We start from the raw sequence: 19,934 nt of genomic DNA, 5'->3' as shown, positions 1-19,934 counted from the left end.
TGGCGAACGTGCCGCTACAAGCGGGGTCCCTGGCTTGTCTCACCGCCGTGCACGAGTGGTGCGCGGTCACCCTGGAGGGCGGCCGTCAACTGGTCCAGGCCCAGCGAGCCCAGCTCCAGCGCCTGACGATGGAATGTCCGCCGGTCGCCGGGGAAGGACTCGCGCCCTGCCCGCCACACGCGCTCACCCGCCTTGTAGGCCAGCGCCTGCCCTGGCCGGCCCAGGTAACGCGCGAGTTCAGCGGACGCGTACGGCCCCTGGTGACAGCGGTCCCGCAGCAACTCCAGCGCCGCCTCCGGCGTCCAGCGTGCCCCGTCACCGGAGGGTGTCGGCAGTCGCAGGTGCAGGCCGATGTCGAGCACCACCCGTGCCGCCCGCAGGAGCTGCATGTACAGATGCCCCAGCCGGGCACCCGGCTGTTCATAGAGTCCGAGCTCGTCCATGAACCGCTCCGCGTACAGTGCCCAACCCTCCTGGCCGGCGGAGAGGCCGCCCAGCAGGTTCAGCCGCGGCCCGAGGCCGCCCCGGCAGACCTCGGCGCCGAGGTGGAGGTGGTGGCCGGGAACGCCCTCGTGATAGGCGACGCTGTAGGCGTACCAGGTGGGGAAGCTGGCTTCGCCCTCGGGGAGGGACCACCAGACCCGGCCCGGCCGCGTCAGATCCCGCGACGGCCCGATGTAGGCAACGCCGGACGACGTGGTCAACTGCGACTCGATGCGGCGCAGCGGGGCGGGGATGTCGAAGTACGCGCCGTCCAGTCGCTCGGTGGTGGCCTCCAACAGCTCCTGCAGCCATGCGGCGAACGCCTCCCTGCTGTGCAGCGTGCCGGGTGCGTCGGGGCTGGCGAGCCAGGCGAGCACCTCCGGCACGCTCCCGCCCAGGGCCTTCGCTTCGGCGATCAGCTCTGCCTCTGTCGACCTGAACTCGTCCCAGCCCCAGTCGTACAACTCGCGCAGGCCAGGCTGGGCCGCGAGGAAGGTGCGCACCCAGAGTGCGTACCGCTGCTGGCCGAACGCCTCCTCATCAACGGCCCGCGGTGCCAGGTCCGCGGTCAGCATCCGGGCCAGCTTTTGGTACGCCTCTCGCGCGCCCGTCGCCGCGGCCTGCAACGACGCCCGCTGACGCCCTTCGCCGTAGCGGTCCACCAGGGCGACATCGTCGTCGACCCAGTTACCGCAGCGCTGCGTGACGAGCTCCACCTGGCGTCGCGCCGGCAGCTTGCCGCGCTCGGCGGCGACCAGGAGGCTGCGGGCGTACCCGTCGAGGGCCGCGGGGATCGCGGCCAGGCGTGCGCCCACACGAGCCCAGCCCTCCTCGAAGGCCGCGCGCCCGGCGTCGCGGCCGGGAACCGCGGCCCCGACGGCCTGGCGGATGAGCTGGAGCGGACCGGTGGCCGCCGTGTGCAGTTCGCGCAGGTCCTCGCCGGCGTCGTGGAAGGCGATACGCGTGTGCAGCCGTTCGGCGAGGTGGGCGTGCAGCGCGGTTGCGGCCGGCCGCGCGTCACTCAGGATGTCGAGCTCGCGCAGGGCGCGGGCGGCGAGGTCGGCGCGGGCCTGGTGGCCCTCCGGGCCGTAGTCGGTGAGCCCGTCGACGTCCTGCTCGCCGGCCTCGACGACGGCGGTGCAGGGATCGAGGCCGGCCATGTCGCGCAGGAGTCGATCCGCGAAATCCTCGATCATGGGGGCAATGCTAGGGCCGCCGCCTGCGCCCGCTCCTGACCAACGCAGCGAACACGCCCAGGCACACGGCCGAACACGCACCCATGACGACTGCCGCGAACGGATCGCTTTTCGAGCCGGTGAAAAGGCTCACCGATGCAATTCCGAACCCGATGGCAAGAGTGGGAGAAAGCATGCGTGCCACAGCGCGGCGATGACGCCGATTGTGCTCTGCGTGGATCCGGCGTTCCCCGGCACTGAGATCCTTCTCCCAGGGGGTGTTGAAGGGCCAGTTGGCAACCCAGATCATTGCCGCCGGCCCCGCAAGGCTCACGAGCACCACGATGACGACTTTGAAGAACATTCCCCCTCCACAAGTCGTCAGTTCTTCTGCTTCCACCAGGCGGTCAGAACGGCGAGGAGGAAGAGGAAGGTGGGGCCTCCGAAGACCACCAGACCAAACTCGACGACCGCGCCCACATTCATCGACCGAATGTAGATGACCCACCAGTTCTGGTCCATACGCGGGTCCGCTGACTAGGGTGTGAGGGTGGTTGATCAGCGCCAGGTGATGAACTTCCGCGTTCGGGCCCAGCAGCTCGACCGAGCGGAGGGCACGCTGGCAGACACCGCCGTGCTCGACATCGGGGTGCAGGACACCGGTCCGGACGGCGGCCGGTGGGCGCTGGCCATCCGCGGGGTCGATGTGCCGGCGATGTCCGCGGAGGACCTGATCCTGTTGTGGACCGTACGGGGCGCTCCTCACCTCTACCGCCGCGCTGACGTGGGGAAGGTGGCGGCCGCGGTCGAGCCGTTCTCCGACGCCGACGCGGGCAAGCGCATCTACGACGCGGCGAAGCCGTTGAAGGCGGCCGGCATCGGCATCCTGGCCGCCCTCGACGAGGTGGCGGCTCACCTGCGAGCCATCGTCACGCAGCCGACGGTCAAGGGCGACGTCTCCGGCCGCCTGGCCGAGGTGATGCCGGAGCCCTACCTGCGGTTCTGCCGGCCATGCAACGCCACCCACCTCTACGAGATGCCGTTCCGGTTGGCCGCCGTGCGGGCCGGACTGGAGCTCCAGCTCGACACGTCGCCCCCGGTCCTGCAACGCATCGCACGGTTCACGAAGGCGGCCACCTCGGACGACCGGCTCGACCTCATCCGCGCGTATCTGCGTCTGCTCGGCCCGGCCACCCCCAAGCACGTGGCCGACTATCTCGACGCCCCGGTCAAGGACGTGAAGGCACGCTGGCCCGAAGATGTGATCGAGGTGGTGGTCGGCGGGGAGGCGCGCTCGCTGCTGGCCGCCGACGAGCAGGCGTGGGAATCGGCCGAGGCCACGGCAACCCGTCTGCTCGGCCCGTACGACCTGTTCCTCCAGGCCAAGGACCGGGCGACCCTGGTGCCGGACACGGCCCACGCCAAGGAGTTGTGGCCGGTGCTGGGTCGCCCCGGCGCCGTCCTGGTCGACGGTCAACTGGTCGGCACCTGGCGTCCCCGCAAGTCGGGCAGGACGTTCAAGGTGGCCGTCCAGCCGTGGCGGACACTGTCCGCGAGCACGCGCAACGGCATCGTCGAACAGGCCGAACGCCTCGCCGCGTACCGCTCTGTCGCTCTCGCCGGCGTCGAATTCCCCGCTTAGGTTGGGAAGAGGCTCATTCCCCGGACGGGGCAGCGCGCCAGCGCCACTCCTTCAGTTGCGCGCGCCGCGGCAGCGCGATGCGCCCGGTGGACCACCGCAGCGCCGCCCACGGGTCGACGTCGGCGAGGTCCCGCGCCGCGACGTCGGCGAGGTCCCGCGCCGCGTCCGGAAACAGTCGAGCGAGCAGCCGCGCGCACACGTCACGCGGGGGATCGACGGCGAGGCCGAGGCCCTGGGCGATGTCGTCCCCGTGCAGCAGGGTCTCGACGCACCCCATGGCGGCGAAGCCCTCCGGATCGGCTCGGCCGCTGGGGTGGTAGGCCCGGACCTCCGGTCCGGCCGTGCGTACGGTGGCGGCCAGGATGCGGCCACCTGCCTCGGCGAACTCCAGCACCTCTTCCGGGGACGCGTCCTTGTCGGCGGCTGCCATGAAGCGCACGAACCGCTTCTCCGGTCGGGCCACGAGCTGGCCCGCGAACGACATCAGGCAGTCACCGACGTGCTCGGCGGTGTGCCAGCAGTCCCACTCCAGGCTGCCCGCCGGCACGGACCAGTCCAGCCCGGCCGCCGGTCGGAGGCTGGCGACGACGCTGGACAGGGCCGCGTCGAGGTCGTCGGCGGTGACCGCCACGGTTTCCCTCCAGGTTTTCGGGGGGCCGATGCCGCACCGGCCCACGTCGGAAGCGGCCAGCTTGCCCGACGGGTGTGACGAACTCGGGGGTGGTCAGCGTGACCGGTAACTCCCGGGACATCGGCGACGGCTCCGACTAGCGTGCACGGACGACCGCGACCGGAGGAGGGCCGGAATGCCCGCAGGGCAGATGCACAAGGACGAGGTACGCACGGACAGCGCCCTGGTCCGACGGCTGGTCGCCGGGCAGTTCCCGCGGTGGGCGGACCGGCCGGTCACGCCCGTGCCCTCCGGAGGTACGAGCAACGCGATCTACCGGCTCGGCGACGACCTCGCGGTCCGGCTGCCACGCATCGCATCCGCGGTCGACCAGGTCGAGTTCGAGCACGAGTGGCTGCCGGTCCTCGCGAGGCACCTGCCGGTGGCGGTGCCGGAGCCGTGCGCCGTCGGCCGGCCGGCCGAGTCGTACCCGTGGCCCTGGGCGGTGTGTCGCTGGGTCGACGGCGAGCACCCGGCGGAGGGCAACACCGATCCGCGACGGTTCGCCGCCGACCTCGGGGAGCTGGTGGCCGGCCTGCGTCGGGCGGACACCGCGGGCGCCCCGGTCGGTTACCGCGGCGGGCCGTTGAGCGGCCGCGACGAGTACCTGAGGGAGTGGACCGAGGCCGCCCGCGGCCTGGTCGACGTCGACGCGGTCATCTCCGTCTGGGAGGCGGCGCTGGCCGCGCCGGCCTGGGACGGCCCGCCCGTCTGGAGCCACGGTGACCTGCTGGCGGGCAACGTGCTCGTCAAGGGCGGCCGGCTGTGCGGTCTGATCGACTTCGGCGCGGCGGGCGTCGGCGACCCCGCCTGCGACGCCATGGCGGCGTGGACGTTGCTCGACGCCGGCTCACGTGACGTGTTCCGCGAGACGGCCGGGTTCGACGACGCGACCTGGGCGCGGGGCAAGGGGTGGGCGCTGACCTTCATCAGCGCGCTGACCTACTACCGGGAGACCAACCCCACGATGTACGCCGTCGCCCAGCGTGCGGTGGGAGCGGTGCTGTCCGACCGCCCCTGATCAACGCGCCGGCCGCGCGGCCGCTGGGGTAACCGCGGCCCGGCGCGGGAGCACCCCCGCGCCGGGCCGCGGTCGGTCAGCCGGCCGTGCAGGTGGGGGTGCCGGCGGGGGCGGTGCCGTTCCCCTGGAAGCCGAACTCGGTGGTGGTGCCGGCGCCGACCTGGCCGTTGTAGGCGACGTTGCGGAAGGTCACCGCGCCGCTGGTGGCGCTGGGCTGGGCGTTCCAGGTGTTGACCAGGCTCGCGCCCGACGGCAGCGTCAGCGCGACGGCCCACCCGTTGAGCGCGGTGGCGCCGGCGGTGACCCGCACGGTGGTGACGAAGCCGCCCTGCCACTGGTTGGTGACGAGCGACGCGGTGCAGCCGTTGCCGGACGGCGGCGGGGTGGTCGGCGGGGCGCTGGTGGGCGGCGGGGTCGTCGTGGGGGGCGGCGGGGTGGTGCCGCCGCCGTTCAGCGCGTCGAGCACCGCCGTGTACGCCGGCTTCTTGTTGCCGTTGCCGTCGAAGAGCAGCGGGGTGCCACTGGCCCGCCAGGAGTCGCTGTCCCGGATGCCCCACACGGTGATGCCGGTGCAGCGGGACACGGCCAGGCAGTCCTTGACGACGTTGCCGTAGGTGGTGGCCTGGGTGGTGCCGGAGCCCTCGATGTCCAGCTCGGTGATCTGCACGTCGACGCCGAGTGCGGCGAAGTTCTCCAGGGTGGTGCGGTAGTTGCCCGGGTACGGCGAGCCGCTGTTGAAGTGCGACTGGAGGCCGACACAGTCGATGGGCACGCCACGTGCCTTGAAGTCCTTGACCATGTTGTAGACGGCCTGCGTCTTCGCCCAGGTCCAGTTGTCGGTGTTGTAGTCGTTGTAGCAGAGCTTGGCGCCCGGGTCGGCGGCCCGCGCGGTGCGGAACGCCACCTCGATCCAGTCGTCGCCGGTGCGCTGGAGGTTGGAGTCGCGGCGGACGCCACCGCTGTCGGCGAACGCCTCGTTCACCACGTCCCACGCGTAGATCTTGCCCTTGTAGTGGGTGGCGACCTGGGTGATGTGGTTGACCATGGCCTGCCGCAGCGCGGTGCCGGACAGGTTCTGCGCCCAGCCCGGTTGCTGCGAGTGCCAGGCCAGCGCGTGGCCGCGGACCCGCATGCCGTTGGCCTGGGCGTGGCTGACGATCCGGTCGGCGTTGGTGTAGTTGAACTGGTTCTGGGACGGCTCGGTGGCGTCCCACTTCATCTCGTTCTCGGGGGTGACCATGTTGAACTCGCGGTTCAGGATGCCGACGTAGGTGGCGTCCGACAGCTTGTTCGCGGCCACCGCGGTGCCGAAGTACCGGCCCTTCTCCGCCGCCGACGCCCCGAGCGTCGTGCCGGCGCTGGCGCTGGTCGCCACCGCCACCGACGCGGCGACCAGCGCCACCCCGGCCGCTGCCGACACCAGCGCGACCCGGGTTCGCCGTCGACCCGTCGAACTCCCGCTGCCGCGGGCGAGCACCTTGTCCATGAGGGAGCCTTTCGATGTCTGTACCGATGAGGACGGCTACCTCGACGACTGCCCGCCACGGTGGTCGGCTCGGTGCGCGGCCGCCCGGAGCCACGCGGATCGGGACCATGTCCCGGTCCCACCGTGAGTCAATCGAAGTGCATCTCTCGAAAAAGTACCGGAACAATTTCGAACTATCAATGCCACCGAAGGGGCCCGATGGCGCGACGGCGTGGCGGGTCCCGGACGCGCCGAACGGGGCCGGTCGACCGACCGGCCCCGCTCGGGTGGAGGTGCGTCTAGCGGCGCGGCCGCTGCGGGACGCGCGGCAGGACGTACGGCGGGCCGCTGTAGATCAGGTCGGCCTTCATCTCCTGGTACGCCCGCTTGGGCTGGTAGTTCTCGTCGTAGATCGTGGCCAGGCCCTCCGGCGGGTCGGAGAACCAGCCGGGCACCCAGGAGTGCTTGTCGGTGAACCCCCAGACGGTGAACGACAGGCAGTGCCGCTCGGCCAGGCACGCCTGCAGCAGCACGCTGAAGTTCGCCGCCGACGCCTGCAACCGCGGGTTGATCTCGTTGGAGTCGCCCGCCTGGACGCCCGCGGTCAGCTGGCTGCGCACGTCGACCTCGGTGAACGCCGTGGCCAGCCCCAGCGCGGCGAACTTCCGCAGCGCCCCGGCGACCTGGAGGGTGTCGAAGTTGCCGTACTGGGTGCCGAGGTGGCCCTGGCTGCCGACACCGTCGATCGGCACGCCCTGGGCCAGCAGGTCCTTGGCCATGTCGTACACGAACTGGGTCTTGTCGTTGGCCGGGTCGCCGGAGCCGAACGCCTCGATGTTGTAGTCGTTGTAGAACAGCAGGGCGTGCGGGTCGGCCGCGCGCGCCCAGCGGAAGGCGTCGGCGATGTAGCCGGGACCGAGGTGCTGGGCCCAGAACCCCTTGTAGTGCAGGGTCGACGGCGTGTCCCAGGGGTCGCTGACCGCCTCGTTGACCACGTCCCACTGCCAGATCCGGCCCTTGAAGTGGGTGACCACGGCGGTGATGTGGTTCCGCAGGATGTCGCGCAGCTCGGTGTCGCTGATGGAGCCGTCGGACACGCCGCTGGTCAGCCAGCCGGGCAGCTGGTTGTGCCAGACCAGGACGTGCCCGCGTACGCGCTGGTTGTTCTGCTTGGCGAAGGCGACGAGCTGGTCCGCCGGCCCCCAGTTGTAGCTGCCGCGGGTCGGCTCCAGGCTCTCCCACTTCATCGCGTTCTCGGCGGTGACCGTGGAGAACTCCGACGCCGCGAGCTGGCGGTACCGGGGGTCGGCAGGGTCGTCGAGGGCCGCCAGGTCGACGGCCGTGCCGATGGCCAGGCCGTGGCGCAGCGCGAGGTTGCGCAGGCTCTGGTCGGCCGGGTTGTACGAGCGGCCGGCCGTGGCCGGCGCGACGTTGAGCGCCCCGACGGTCGCGATGGCGACCGCGCCGGCGGCTATCCACCGTCTGAGTTTCATCTGCGTTCCTTCCCGGATGGAGGGTCGACAGGGTCGACGAGGCAGGGATCGTGCGATGCGGTGAAACGGCGCCCGTGGGGCGGCGGGTCGGTCCCCGGGCGGGTGGCCGGAGGACGGACCGGACGCGGCCGGCGCCGATACTTCCGAGACAATTTCCGGTACTGAGCCGGAACGTTACGGTCGTCGATCTGGCCCCGTCAACCTCCGGAACTTCCGGAGACCGGTCCGGCCACGGACGGCGCGCGGACGGTCAGTGCTCGAGGTAGGTGGCCCGGTCGAAGTCGGCGTACACCCCGTCGTTGCCGAGGTCCTGCACCCACAGGCCGAGGAACGCGCCGGTGAAGCCCCAGGCCGCGGGCTCGCCGTCGATGATCAGCGCGGCGTGCTCGTCGGACAGGATCGTCGCGTCGAGCCCGACCGGCAGTTGGCGCCACCCGTCGCCGGCGTCGTAGCCGAAGCGCACCACGGGCCCGTCGAACACCGCCCGCAGGCCGACCCGCGACGCGCCGCCGACGTCGACGGTGAGTTCCGGGTACGTCTTCCGCCGGCCCTGGTCGGAGCTGAGCAGTTCCAGCACCACCCGGCCCTCGTCGTCCCGGGTGAGGTAGAGGTAGTGCCAGTTGAGGGTGTTGTAGTAGGCGGTGACGCCGGCCAGGTGCCGGTGGTCGACGGGGTCGAACTCGACGACGGTCTCCAGCGAGCAGCGCTCGGCGCCCACCCGGCGGGCGACCAGGCTGGGCCGCTGCCGGCCGACCGGGGACTGCCCGCCGTGCACCCGCAGGTACGAGGGGCGGGCGCGCAGGTCCAGCCAGTCCACGCTGGCCGGGCGGCGCAGCGTCGACCAGCAGGTGCCCAGCTCGGGGTCGTCGAAGTCGTCGGTGGCGGGCTCGTCCGGCCAGGGGTGCTCGGGCAGGCCCGGCGCCGGGATCTCCTCGGCGGGCACCCCGCCGGGGATCCGGGGCCAGCCGGCGGCGGGCCAGTCGACCTTCTGGATCGCGGTCTCCCGGCCGAGCACGCAGTTGCCCCGGGTCGTGTACGGACGGGCGACGAGGTGGGCGAGGTACCAGTCGCCGTGCTGGGTCTGGACCAGGCTGCCGTGGCCGGCCTTCTGCAGCCGCAGGTCCGGGTGGCCGACGGAGGTCAGCAGCGGCCCGGCCGGGTCGGCCAGGTAGGGACCGTGCAGGTGGCGCGAGCGGGCGACCGTCACCTGGTGCTCCCAGCTGGTGCCGCCCTCGGCCGTGACCAGCCAGTACCAGCCGTCGCGGCGGTAGAGGTGCGGCCCCTCGGTCAGGCCCGCCGAGGTGCCCCGGAAGATGATCTCGGCCTTGCCGACGAGCTGGCGCCGGTCCCGGTCGTAGCGCTGGATCTCGATGCCGCCGAAACGGTCCCGGCCCGGCCGCCAGTCCGCGCTCATGCTCAGCAGCCAGCTCGTGCCGTCGGAGTCGTGGAAGAGCGAGGCGTCGAAGCCGTGCGCGTGCAGCGGCACGGGATCCGACCAGGGGCCGGTGATGTCCGGCGCGGTGGTGAGGTAGTTCTGCGGGTCCCAGTAGCCGCTGGCGAAGCTGGCCACGTCGCTGTACACCAGGTGGAAGAGCCCGTCGTGGTAGGACAGGTCCGGGGCCCACACCCCGTTGGAGTCCCCGCAGCCGTGCAGGTCCAGCAGGCGGCGGTCGGTGATGATCCCGCCCAGCGCGCGCCAGTGCACGAGGTCGCGGGAGTGGTGGACGCGCACCCCCGGATACCACTCGAAGGTCGACGTGGCCAGGTAGTAGTCGTCCCCCACGCGCAGGATCGAGGGATCCGGGTGGAACCCGGTGAGGACCGGGTTGCGGATCGACCGGGCGGCGGTGGCCACGTCTGCGATCTCGGTCGACATGTACGGCTCCTTTTGATCGGTCCTCCGTCAAATTTCCGGAAGCACTCGCCCGGAACTTTCAGAAATCCCGCCCACCGTAACGGTTGAAGTCGAGTTGCGACAGGGCCTTGACCGCGAAGTTGAGGCGTCGTAACGTGCCCGCCATCACCTGAAAATACCGGCAGGTTGACCGAAACTTCCGGGGCCGCGCTTCCGCGGTCCGCTGATCGGTTCCGCGTCCGAGCACCTCGTTGAGTCCTCGAAGGGATGGCACATGACAGCGCACCTCTCCCGCAGATCGCTGCTGGGTCTGGCCGGCGCCGGCGCCGGCGCGCTCCTGCTCGGCGCCTGCGGCGATGACAAGGCCGAAGATCCGAACGCGCCGCAGACCATCAACTGGTGGCACATCCAGAACACCGAGCCGATGCTGCCGGTCTGGGCGGCCATGGCCAAGGAGTACGAGGCCGCGCACAGCAACGTCAAGGTCACCGTCCAGCCGCTGGAGAACGAGGCGTTCAAGGCGAAGCTGACAACCGCCACGCAGGCGGGCTCGCCGCCGGACCTGTTCCAGTCCTGGGGCGGTGGCGTGCTCAAGCAGCAGGTCGACGCCGGCCTGGTCAAGGACCTCACCGACGACGTGAAGCCGTGGATCGGCAACCTGCTGCCGGCGTCGGTGCAGCCGTTCACCATCGACGGCAAGATCTACGGTGTCCCGTTCGACATCGGCATGGTCGGCTTCTGGTACAACAAGGACCTCTTCGCCAAGGCGGGTGTCACCGCCGCGCCGAAGACCTGGACCGAGCTGCTGGCGGCGGTCAGCCGGATCAAGGCCGCCGGTGTGGTCCCGATCGCGCTGGCCGGCAAGGAGAAGTGGCCCGGTCACTACTACTGGGCGTACCTGGCCATGCGCATCGGCGGCCTCGGCGCCCTGCAGCAGGCCGCGAAGGACCACAACTTCGACACCCCGGACTTCGTCGCGGCCGGCCAGCGCCTGAAGGAACTGGTCGACCTCAAGCCGTTCCAGAAGGGCTTCCTCGGCGCCGGCTACGGCACGCCGGACGGGCAGGCCGCCACGATGGGCAACGGCGGCGCGGCCATGGAGCTGATGGGCCAGTGGGCCCCGGCCGTGGAGGCCTCCTCCTCCACGAGCAAGAAGGGGCTGGGCGACAAGCTGGGCTTCTTCCCGTTCCCGGCCGTCGACGGCGGCAAGGGTTCGGTGGCCGAGGCGTTCGGCGGCGGCAACGGCTTCGCGGTGGGCAAGGACGCCCCCGCGGCGACCGTCGACTTCCTCAAGACGCTGCTGGAGGTCGGCAACCAGCGCAAGGCCGCCGCGACCGGCGCCGTGCTGCCCACGGTCAAGGACGCGGTCGACGGGATCAAGGACCCCAACAACAAGACCGTGGCGGAGACCCTGGCGAGCGCGACCGGGTTCCAGCTCTACCTGGACCAGGCGTACCCGCCGGCGGTCGGCCAGCAGGTCAACGACAGCGTGGCCGAGCTGATCGCCGGCTCGAAGACGCCGGAGCAGATCGTCAAGGACATCACCACGGTGGCGAAGAGCCAGTAGCGATGTCCCGCCACCCCGAAGCCGCCGCCGACAACCGAGTGGAGCAGGCACGATGACTCCGTCGACGATGCCCGGCCTGCAACGCGCCGATACGGCGACCGAGCTCCCGGCGGGCCCGGCGACCACGCCCTCGCGTGGCCGCCGGGCCCGGCCCCGGATCGGCCGCCTGAGCACCATCGCCATCTTCCTGGCCCCGGCGCTGGTGCTGTTCCTGCTGCTGGTCGTCGCACCGATCCTGGTCGCCAGCTACGCCAGCGTGTTCAAGTGGAACGGCTTCGGCCTGCCCGAGAACAACGTCGGGCTGGAGAACTTCACCCGCGCCTTCGGCGATCCCACCTTCCGGGGCGACCTCTGGCGGGCCTTCCTGCTGATCGCGCTGTCGCTGGTCATCCAGCTGCCGGTGTCGCTGGGCCTGGCCATGCTGCTCAACCAGCGGCTGTCGGGCCGCCGCGCGTACCGGCTGCTCTTCTTCGCGCCGTACGTGCTCTCCGAGGTCACCACCGGCGTGCTGTTCACGTTGGTGTTCTCCCCGAGCCGGGGCCTCGGCGAGGGCCTTGCCCGGTGGCTCGGCGCGGACGCCGGGGCCATCTTCGCCGACCCCGACACGGTGCTGTTCGCCCTGTTCCTGGTGATCTCGTGGAAGTACTTCGGCTTCCACATGGTCCTGTACCTGGCCGGCCGGCAGGGCATCCCCCGGGAGCTGACCGAGGCCGCGGCCACCGACGGGGCCGGTGCCTGGCAGGTGTTCCGGCACGTCACGCTGCCGCTGCTGGGGCCCACCATCCGGATCAGCATCTTCCTGTCGGTTATCGGCACCATCCAGCTCTTCGACATGGTCTGGGTGCTCACCGGCGGCGGTCCGATCCACTCGTCCGAGACCATGGCCGTGACCATGTACCAGTACGGCTTCCGCCGGTTCGAGGTCGGCTACGCCAGCGCGATCAGCATGGTCATGTTCATCCTGAGCCTCGTCTTCGCGCTGATCTACCAGCGGTATGTGCTGCGGCGGGACACCGAGGGCGCGATCACCACCAGGGGAGTCCAGGGATGACCACCAGGCAGAAGCCCGGCGAGCGGACCCGTTCCCTCGTCCTGCACCTGATCTCGATCGCGGTGGGCGCGCTCATCGTGGTGCCCATCGGCTTCGGGGTGCTCGGCGGGTTCAAGGACAACGGCCAGCTGTCGAGCAACCCGCTCGGCTGGCCCGACCCGTGGGTGCCGGAGAACTACACCGGCATCCTGGCCTCCGGCGTGTTCTGGCGGCAGCTCGGCAACAGCACGCTGATCGCCCTCGCCACCACGCTCGTCGTGGTCGGCGCCGCGGCGATGGCCGCCTTCGTGTTCGCCCGGTTCTCCTTCCGGGGCCGGGAGTTCCTGTTCACCCTCTTCGCGGTGGGACTGATGTTCCCGTTCGCGGTGGCCATCCTGCCGCTGTTCATCCTGCTGCGGACCATGGGCCTGCTGGACAACCCGCTCGGCGTCATCCTGCCGCAGGCCGCGTTCGGGCTGCCGGTCACCATCATCATCCTGCGGCAGTTCTTCCGCACCATCCCCGCCGAGGTCGAGGAGGCCGCGACGCTGGACGGCTGCAGCCCGTTCGGGTTCTTCTGGCGGGTGCTGCTGCCGATGGCCCGCCCGGCGCTGGCCACCGTCTCGGTGCTGGCGATCGTGGCGAGCTGGAACAACTTCATGCTGCCGCTGGTGGTCTTCACCGACCAGAGCTGGTGGACGTTGCCCGTGGGGGTGCAGGCCTTCCAGGGGCAGTACTCCGACGACACCGCGCGGGTGCTCGCGTACGTGGTGCTCTCCATGGTGCCGGCGCTGGGCTTCTACGCGGTGGCCGAACGCCAGCTCATCGGGGGCCTGGCGGGCAGCGTCAAGGGCTGAGCGGGCCCGGGTGCCCGGGCGACGACGAAAGGGCGGGCCGTGGTCTCCGACGACAGCCGGAAAGTCACCATCGCGACGATCGCGCGCATGGCCGGGGTGTCCGTGCCGACCGTGTCGCGGGTCGTCAACGGTCGCTCCGACGTGTCCGCGCAGACCCGGGAGCGCGTCGAGGAACTGCTCGCCCGGCACGGCTACCGCCGCCGCCCGCCCAGCATGCGGGCCAGTTCCGGGCTGATCGACCTGGTCTTCAACGACCTCGACAGCCCCTGGGCCGTGGAGATCATCCGCGGGGTCGAGGACGTCGCCCACGCGGCCGGCATCGGCACGGTCGTCTCCGCCATCCACCGGCGCACCTCGGCGGCCAAGCAGTGGTTGGACAACCTGCGTACCCGCTCGACCGAGGGGGTCATCTTCGTGACCTCCACCCTGGAACCGCCGCTGCAGGCCGAGCTGCGCCGCCTCAACATCCCCGTCGTCATCGTCGACCCGGCCGGGGTGCCGCCGCAGGAGGCGCCGACGATCGGCGCCACGAACTGGGCGGGCAGCCTGCGCGCCACCGAATACCTGCTCGGCCTCGGCCACCGCCGGATCGGCTTCATCGCCGGCCTGCCGCAACTGATGTGCAGCCGGGCCCGCCTCGACGGCTACCGGACGGCGCTGGAGTCGGCCGGCGTGCCCGTCGACGACCGGCTCATCTACCCCGGCAACTTCTACCACGAGGCCGGCTTCGCCGGCGGCAGCCACCTGCTGCGGTTGCCCGAGCCACCGACCGCCATCTTCGCCTCCAGCGACCAGATGGCGCTCGGGGTCTACGAGGCGGTCCGGCAGCGGGGCCTGCGGGTGCCCGACGACATAAGCGTCGTCGGCTTCGACGACCTGCCCGAGGTCCGCTGGTGCTCGCCGCCGCTGACCACGGTGCGGCAGCCGCTGGCGGAGATGGGCCTGCTCGCCGCCCGGACGGTGCTGCGGCTGGCCCACGGCGAGCGCATCGAGAGCCCGCGCATCGAACTCGCCACCGAGCTGGTCGTCCGCGACAGCGCCGCCCGGGCGGCCTGACCCGCCCCCCGTCCCGGCGCGTACGGACGACCGGGACCTGTCCGGTAACACCGCCGGCGCGTGCCCGAAACTTTCGGAGCTAGACTGAGGTCAGGCCGCCGGAAGACCTCACCGGCACGGCTGCGCGCGGGCGACGCGCCTCTCGTCGCGACCGGACCTCCAGGGAGCTGAGTGTGACGGTGAACAACACCCCCCGGGTCACCATCGCCACGATCGCCGACCTGGCGGGCGTCTCGGTGCCGACGGTGTCGCGGGTCATCAACGGCCGCTCCGACGTCGCCGTGCAGACCCGCGAACGGGTCGAGGAACTGCTCAACCGGCACGGCTACCGCCGCCGGATGGTCGCCGCCCGCCCCACCTCGGGGCTCGTCGACCTGGTCTTCAACGACCTCGACAGCCCCTGGGCCGTCGAGATCATCCGTGGTGTCGAGGACGTCGCCCACGAGGCGGGGATCGGCACCGTCGTCTCGGCCATCCACCGGCGAGCCTCCTCGGCCCGGCAGTGGCTCGACAGCCTGCGCGGGCGCTCCACCGAGGGCGTCATCTTCGTCAACTCGATGGTGGAGCCGTCGTTGCAGGGCGGCCTGCGACGCCTCAACATTCCCCTGGTCCTCGTCGACGCCGACGGCATCCCGCAGCAGGACGCCTGCACCATCGGCGCCACCAACTGGGCGGGCGGGCTCAGCGCCACGGAATACCTGATCGGCCTCGGTCACCGGCGGATCGGGTTCATCTCCGGCCCACCGCGGCTCATGTGCAGCCGGGCCCGGATGGACGGCTACCGCGCCGCCCTGGAGTCGGCCGGCCTGCCCGTCGACGACAGCCTCGTCCAGCAGGGCGACTTCTACCACGAGTCCGGGTTCGCCTGCGCCAACCGGCTGCTCGCGCTGCCCGAGCCGCCCACCGCGATCTTCGCGGCGTGCGACCAGATGGCGCTCGGGGTCTACGAGGCGGTCCGGCAGCGGGGCCTGCGGGTGCCCGACGACATAAGCGTCGTCGGCTTCGACGACCTGCCCGAGGTCCGCTGGTGTTCCCCGCCGCTGACCACGGTGCGGCAGCCGCTGGCGGAGATGGGCATGCTCGCGGCCCGCACCGTGCTGCGGCTGGCCAAGGGTGAGGACGTGGAGAGCCGGCGGGTCGAACTGGCCACCGAACTCGTCGTCCGGGACAGCGCCACGCCGCCCCGGGACCGGTAGGCGGCGCGCCTCACGGGATGCGGCGGCCCTGCGCGTCCGGCACCCCGGACTTGCGGAAGAAGTACGCGTTGACCTGATCCCGCCACTCCTCGGCGCAGCGCACCTGCTCGTCCAGCCGCTCGCGTACCCGGGCGTGCAGCCCCGGGTCGAGCAGCCCGGCGAGCCGGTCCCACCGCCGGCGCAGGGCGGCCACCTGTTCGGCCCCGGCGAAGTGGGTGTCGTAGATGTGCTGGATGACGGTCGAGCCGTCGTGCAGCACGTGCCCGTACGGCACGTGGTGGAAGAAGAGCAGCAGTTCGTCGGGACACCGGTCGAGGGACTCGTACACGTCGCGCCACGGCTGCGGGTACTGCCCGGTGAAACCGGTGCCCGAGGCCCGGGTGCGGTCGACGCCCACGCCGTCCCGGTCGGCGAAGTGGTAGGTGCCCCACGGCGTGTACTCGTACCCGTCGACGTCGGGACCGTAGTGGTGGCCGGGGCGGACCATGAAGCCCACGCCCAGCGGCGCGGTGTACCGCTCGTAGGTGCGCCACGAGTCGTCCATCATCTCGTGCAGGGTCCGCCGCACCAGGTCGTGGCCGCCGGCCGGCCCCGGCGGGAAGGTCAACCCGATCCACTCGTCGAGCACCGCCGCCGGGTCCAGCCGGGGGTCCCAGGCCAGCCGTCCGAAGGCGTACAGGTTGGCCTGGGCCAGCGGGTGCCCGGTCCAGAAGGGGTCGTCACCGGCGTTGGAGACGCCGACCAGCCCGCCGCCATCTCCGGCGGCCAGCGTGGCGACGGTGCGGTGGTCGCCCCACGGGGCGAACCCGAGCACCTCGCTCCACCACGGCGCCAGGTAGCACACGTGCCGCTGCTGGCCCGTGTACTCCTGGGTCACCTGCACCTCCATCGCCAGCCTGGTGGCCGGCATGGCCGCGAGCGCCGGTGAGACCGGTTCCCGCGCCTGGAAGTCCATCGGGCCGTGCTTCACCTGGAGGACCACGTTGGACCGGAACCGGCCGTCGAGCGGGGCGAAGTGGTCGAAGGCGGCGCGGGCCCGGTCCGTCGACCGGTCCCGCCAGTCCTGCCGGTGGTCGTAGACGAAGGCCCGCCAGTGCACCACCCCCCGGAACGGCGCCAGCGCGTCGGCGAGCAGGTTCGCGCCGTCGGCGTGGCTCCGCCCGTAGGTGAACGGGCCCGGCTGCCCCTCGGAGTCCGCCTTGACCACGTAGCCGCCGAAGTCCGGGATGCGGTCGTACACCTGGCGGGTGGTCGCGGCCCACCAGGCCCGCACGTCGGCGTCGAGCGGATCGGCGGTCGGCAGGCCACCGAGCACGACGGGCGCGGCGAAGGTGACCGACAGGTGGACCCGGATCCCGTATGGCCGCAGGACGTCCGCGATCGCCGCGACGTCGCCGAGCCGGTCGGTCAGCAGCCGGGCCTCCGTGGCGTGGACGTTGACGTTGTTGACCGACACCGCGTTGACGCCGCACGCCGCCAGCAGCCGGCCGTAGTCCCGCACCCGGGTCAGGTCGCCCCGCGGGGAGCCGTCGCGCCAGAAGATCGACCCGCCGGCGTAGCCGCGCTCGACCTGCCCCATGACCGGGTGCACGTCCACGTTGTCCCAGTGGTCCAGCATCCGCAGCCGCACGGCCGGACGGTGCCGCTCCGGCCCCCGGGCGGCCCCGAACGCCGACCCGCCGAGCCGGACCACGTGGAACAGGCCGTGGAGCAGGCCCGCGGGCTCCTCGGCCAGCACCACCGTCACGTCGCCGCTCCGGGCCAGCGCGAAGCCCTCGGCGCCGAGCGCCCCGGCCCCGTAGCGCCGCAGGCACTCCGCGGCCACCTCCGCCGCCGGGGCGGACAGGGGAACGGCGGTGGACAGCGCGAGCACCAGGTCGACGCCGCCGGTCCGCTCCTCCGCGGCCGCGTCCACCGGTCCGGACCCGGGCTGCCACGCCACCGTGCCGCCGTACCGGGCGCACGCCTGCGCCAGCTCGTGCCGCACCGTCCCGACCAGGGTCCCGGCGCCGCACACCAGGGCACGCCGCGAGCCGACGGCGCGGAACGCCTCCGGGGGCAGCCACGCCGGGTGGACGTCGGTCGGCCCCGTGCCCGTCGCCCGTCCTCCCTCGGTGGTGACCGGCAGGCTCACGCCGTGAACTCCTTCCGGATCTGCGCGATCATCGGATCGCCGCCGCGCAGCAGGGCGAGCGCCAGCACCGCGGCCAGCGCCACCAGCAGCGCCGGGGAGGTGGCCAGCAGCGCGGTCGCCGCGCCCAGCAGGCCCGCCGTGCCGAGCGTGACGACCGGGGTACGCAGGACGAAGAACCGGGCCAGCCGGACGACGTCGCGCAGCCGGAAGGCGAACAGCGAGGTGATCACCAGCGCGTGGGCGCCCAGCACGGCCGACCCCGCCCCGACCAGCACCAGCGGCACCGCCCACCAGCGCGGCACGCCGGCGGACGGCAGGTGGGCCAGGTTCACCGCGAGGACGGTCAGCCACACCAGCAACGGCACCCAGACCAGTAGGGCGTCGGCGACATTGCGCCGGTAGCCGCGCCAGAAGACGCGGGCCGGGTGCAGGTCGGTGAGGTCGGGGCGCTGGTGGTGCAGCGCGTACACCGCGGCGGACAGGGCCGGGCCGAGCGGCACCGCGCAGAGCGCGACCAGCGGGAGGTTGCTGACGTCCCGGTCCAGCAACGCCAGCGCCACGAGACCCGGCGCGGTGGTGAGGACCAGCAGCAGCTCGACCACCAGGAGGGTGTAGACCAGCGCGGCGGCGCGGGACAGCGGACCCTCACCGAACCGGGACGGGGTGGCGGCGCCGGTCACGGGGACTCCGCTCCGGCGGGCTGCCCGAGCAGCCGCGCGTCGTCCCACCACGGCGGGGTCTCGTCGGTGACGGCGGTGAGCTCGACCAGGGTCACCTCGTGGCGGGACAGGTGCAGGTCCAGCTCGACGCGGCCGGCCACGACCGGCACGCCGGCGTGCCGCCGGGCCGGCTCGGCCGCCTCCCGCAGGACGTCCAGCTGGCGGCGGTCGGGGGAGCGGGGCCGCCCCAGCTCGCACCACGCCCGCCAGGCGTTGCCCTCGTCCTCGCTGACCGACGAGCGCAGCAGGAAGGCCCTCGCGGTTCCCGGCGGGCCCAGTGGCAGGGACAGGCGTACGGGGTGCTTCTCGGGGACCGGCTCGCGTCCGGTGACGTCCACCGGCGCCCAGGCCAGCACGGTGACCCGGCCGGTGGCGTCGCGGGTCACCAGGTGGTCGGCGCCGCGCGCGAGGACCTGGTCGCCCATGCGCGCCAGGAAGGCGTACAGATGGTAGGTGGGTTTCTTGATCTGGCGGTGGGTGAGCAGGCCGAAGCCGCCGTGGAACAGCGACGTCGGCACCCCCTCCTCCTCGAAGACGTCGCAGAAGGTCCAGTAGGAGAAGGAGTCGACGAGGTCACCGCCGGAGGCAACCACCGGGGCCAGGTACGCGGCGTGGAACGCGGTGTCGTGGATCGGATTGTCCGGCCGGTAGGAGGAGTTGAACTCGGTGATGTGCACGGGCAGCCCGGCCAGCGCGGTGTCCCGCAGCAGTTCGCGCGGGGTGGCGAACTGGTCCAGGAGCCCGGAGGCCGGGGTCAGCGTCTGGTGGACCCCGAACGGCACGTGCTGGGCCGGCCCGGAGGCGTAGGCGTGTTTGCTGACGAAGTCGACCGGGACCGACCGGGCGGCGACGAAGTCGGCGAAGCGGGGCAGCCAGTCGTCGGCCCCGGGGGAGAGCGCCGGACCGCCGACCTGGAGTTCGGCGTCGACCTCCTTCACGGCGCGTGCGGTCACCTCGTAGAGCCGGTGGTAGGCGGCCTCGTCGGCGTCCTGCCAGAACGCCGTGAGGTTGGGCTCGTTCCACACCTCGATCGGCCAGCCCCGCACCTCGTCGAGGCCGTAGCGGTCGACGAGGTGGCCGATCGTCGCGCGGACCAGGTCGGCCCATTCGGGTAAGGACGCGGGCGGCGTGACGTTGCCGCGCCACCAGAACACCGTCTGGTCACCCGAGGCGAGGCCGGACGGCATGAAGCCCAGCTCCAGGAACGGCCGGATGCCGAGGTCGAGGTAGGCGTCGACCACCTGGTCTACGTACGTGAAGGCGTGCCGAACCTGGCGTGCCCCGCGGTGCTCGTAGGGCCGGTGGACGCCCGTGCCGTCGCTGAGCAGCCCGTGGCCCCGGATGTGCCGGAAGCCGATCTCCCGCTGGACCAGCGCCAGCGACTCCTGGTAGTCGCGCCGCAGCGCCAGATCGAACCGGCCGGTGCCGACGCAGGTGCGCCACGCGTCGGTCAGCCGGCCCGACGGGTGTTGGGAAACGGGGATGTACATGAGCTTCTCCCTGTGCGGGTGGCCGGGCCGCTGACGGCCGGCCCGGTCGGGCCCGACGGCGGGCGCGACCGGACCGGACGG

The 19,934-nt window shown here is 72.0% G+C and carries 16 protein-coding genes; 7 read left to right on the top strand and 9 right to left on the bottom strand.

Going from position 1 to position 19,934, the window contains the following annotated elements:
• Nucleotides 1-14: 14 nt before the first annotated feature.
• Nucleotides 15-1,679 carry a DUF885 domain-containing protein gene (locus NLX85_RS02520; RefSeq protein WP_254331409.1) on the bottom strand — a complete coding sequence of 555 codons (1,665 nt, stop codon included), beginning with the start codon at nucleotides 1,677-1,679 and terminating at the stop codon, nucleotides 15-17.
• A 10-nt stretch (nucleotides 1,680-1,689) separates the two neighbouring features.
• On the bottom strand, nucleotides 1,690-2,022 hold the full coding sequence (locus NLX85_RS02515) for a hypothetical protein (protein ID WP_254331408.1): 333 nt from the start codon (nucleotides 2,020-2,022) through the stop codon (nucleotides 1,690-1,692).
• Nucleotides 2,023-2,208: 186 nt separating this feature from the next.
• Between NLX85_RS02515 and NLX85_RS02510 the strand changes: the two genes are divergently transcribed.
• Nucleotides 2,209-3,300 (top strand): winged helix DNA-binding domain-containing protein, encoded by a 1,092-nt coding sequence (locus NLX85_RS02510; protein ID WP_254331407.1) that lies wholly within the window; start codon nucleotides 2,209-2,211, stop codon nucleotides 3,298-3,300.
• Between the two features lie 13 nt (nucleotides 3,301-3,313).
• Here the strand turns inward: NLX85_RS02510 and NLX85_RS02505 are convergent, their stop codons facing one another.
• Nucleotides 3,314-3,931, bottom strand: a complete 618-nt coding sequence (locus tag NLX85_RS02505; RefSeq protein WP_254331406.1) for a hypothetical protein — start codon at nucleotides 3,929-3,931, stop codon at nucleotides 3,314-3,316.
• Between the two features lie 175 nt (nucleotides 3,932-4,106).
• Between NLX85_RS02505 and NLX85_RS02500 the strand changes: the two genes are divergently transcribed.
• On the top strand, nucleotides 4,107-4,991 hold the full coding sequence (locus NLX85_RS02500; protein WP_254331405.1) for an aminoglycoside phosphotransferase family protein: 885 nt from the start codon (nucleotides 4,107-4,109) through the stop codon (nucleotides 4,989-4,991).
• A 76-nt stretch (nucleotides 4,992-5,067) separates the two neighbouring features.
• Here NLX85_RS02500 and NLX85_RS02495 read toward each other — a convergent pair whose 3' ends face one another.
• The 3 genes from NLX85_RS02495 to NLX85_RS02485 form a co-directional block, all read right to left on the bottom strand.
• The gene (locus tag NLX85_RS02495) at nucleotides 5,068-6,477 is read right to left on the bottom strand and encodes an endo-1,4-beta-xylanase (RefSeq protein WP_254331404.1); all 1,410 of its coding nucleotides are present in this window, start codon (nucleotides 6,475-6,477) and stop codon (nucleotides 5,068-5,070) included.
• 278 nt (nucleotides 6,478-6,755) lie between these two features.
• On the bottom strand, nucleotides 6,756-7,949 hold the full coding sequence (locus tag NLX85_RS02490) for an endo-1,4-beta-xylanase (RefSeq protein ID WP_254331403.1): 1,194 nt from the start codon (nucleotides 7,947-7,949) through the stop codon (nucleotides 6,756-6,758).
• 250 nt (nucleotides 7,950-8,199) lie between these two features.
• Complete coding sequence (locus NLX85_RS02485) at nucleotides 8,200-9,825, bottom strand: glycoside hydrolase family 43 protein (protein ID WP_254331402.1); 1,626 nt, start codon at nucleotides 9,823-9,825, stop codon at nucleotides 8,200-8,202.
• 253 nt (nucleotides 9,826-10,078) lie between these two features.
• Between NLX85_RS02485 and NLX85_RS02480 the strand changes: the two genes are divergently transcribed.
• From NLX85_RS02480 to NLX85_RS02460, 5 genes are all read left to right on the top strand, one after another.
• Nucleotides 10,079-11,371 carry an extracellular solute-binding protein gene (locus NLX85_RS02480; RefSeq protein WP_254331401.1) on the top strand — a complete coding sequence of 431 codons (1,293 nt, stop codon included), beginning with the start codon at nucleotides 10,079-10,081 and terminating at the stop codon, nucleotides 11,369-11,371.
• A 52-nt stretch (nucleotides 11,372-11,423) separates the two neighbouring features.
• Nucleotides 11,424-12,422 carry a carbohydrate ABC transporter permease gene (locus NLX85_RS02475; RefSeq protein WP_254331400.1) on the top strand — a complete coding sequence of 333 codons (999 nt, stop codon included), beginning with the start codon at nucleotides 11,424-11,426 and terminating at the stop codon, nucleotides 12,420-12,422.
• Complete coding sequence (locus tag NLX85_RS02470; protein ID WP_254331399.1) at nucleotides 12,419-13,258, top strand: carbohydrate ABC transporter permease; 840 nt, start codon at nucleotides 12,419-12,421, stop codon at nucleotides 13,256-13,258. The genes NLX85_RS02475 and NLX85_RS02470 overlap by 4 nt, the downstream gene beginning before the upstream one ends.
• Before the next feature lie 39 nt (nucleotides 13,259-13,297).
• On the top strand, nucleotides 13,298-14,314 hold the full coding sequence (locus NLX85_RS02465; protein ID WP_254331398.1) for a LacI family DNA-binding transcriptional regulator: 1,017 nt from the start codon (nucleotides 13,298-13,300) through the stop codon (nucleotides 14,312-14,314).
• 173 nt (nucleotides 14,315-14,487) lie between these two features.
• Complete coding sequence (locus NLX85_RS02460) at nucleotides 14,488-15,510, top strand: LacI family DNA-binding transcriptional regulator (protein ID WP_254331397.1); 1,023 nt, start codon at nucleotides 14,488-14,490, stop codon at nucleotides 15,508-15,510.
• A gap of 10 nt (nucleotides 15,511-15,520) precedes the next feature.
• Here NLX85_RS02460 and NLX85_RS02455 read toward each other — a convergent pair whose 3' ends face one another.
• The 3 genes from NLX85_RS02455 to NLX85_RS02445 are packed head-to-tail and all read right to left on the bottom strand — an operon-like array spanning nucleotide 15,521 to nucleotide 19,853.
• Nucleotides 15,521-17,644: an alpha-glucuronidase gene (locus NLX85_RS02455; RefSeq protein ID WP_254331396.1), complete on the bottom strand. Its 2,124-nt coding sequence runs from the start codon at nucleotides 17,642-17,644 to the stop codon at nucleotides 15,521-15,523.
• Nucleotides 17,641-18,324, bottom strand: coding sequence for a DUF624 domain-containing protein (locus NLX85_RS02450; protein ID WP_254331395.1), 684 nt, complete (start codon nucleotides 18,322-18,324; stop codon nucleotides 17,641-17,643). The genes NLX85_RS02455 and NLX85_RS02450 overlap by 4 nt, the downstream gene beginning before the upstream one ends.
• Complete coding sequence (locus tag NLX85_RS02445) at nucleotides 18,321-19,853, bottom strand: xylan 1,4-beta-xylosidase (RefSeq protein WP_254331394.1); 1,533 nt, start codon at nucleotides 19,851-19,853, stop codon at nucleotides 18,321-18,323. Before NLX85_RS02445 ends, NLX85_RS02450 begins: the two co-directional genes overlap by 4 nt.
• Between the last annotated feature and the right edge of the window lie 81 nt (nucleotides 19,854-19,934).

It is taken from the genome of Micromonospora sp. A3M-1-15 (assembly GCF_024213425.1).
Taxonomy (GTDB): Bacteria; Actinomycetota; Actinomycetes; order Mycobacteriales; family Micromonosporaceae; genus Micromonospora; species Micromonospora chersina.
Note: the sequence above shows the minus strand (reverse complement) of the source record. Positions and strands in the feature narration are given on the sequence as shown.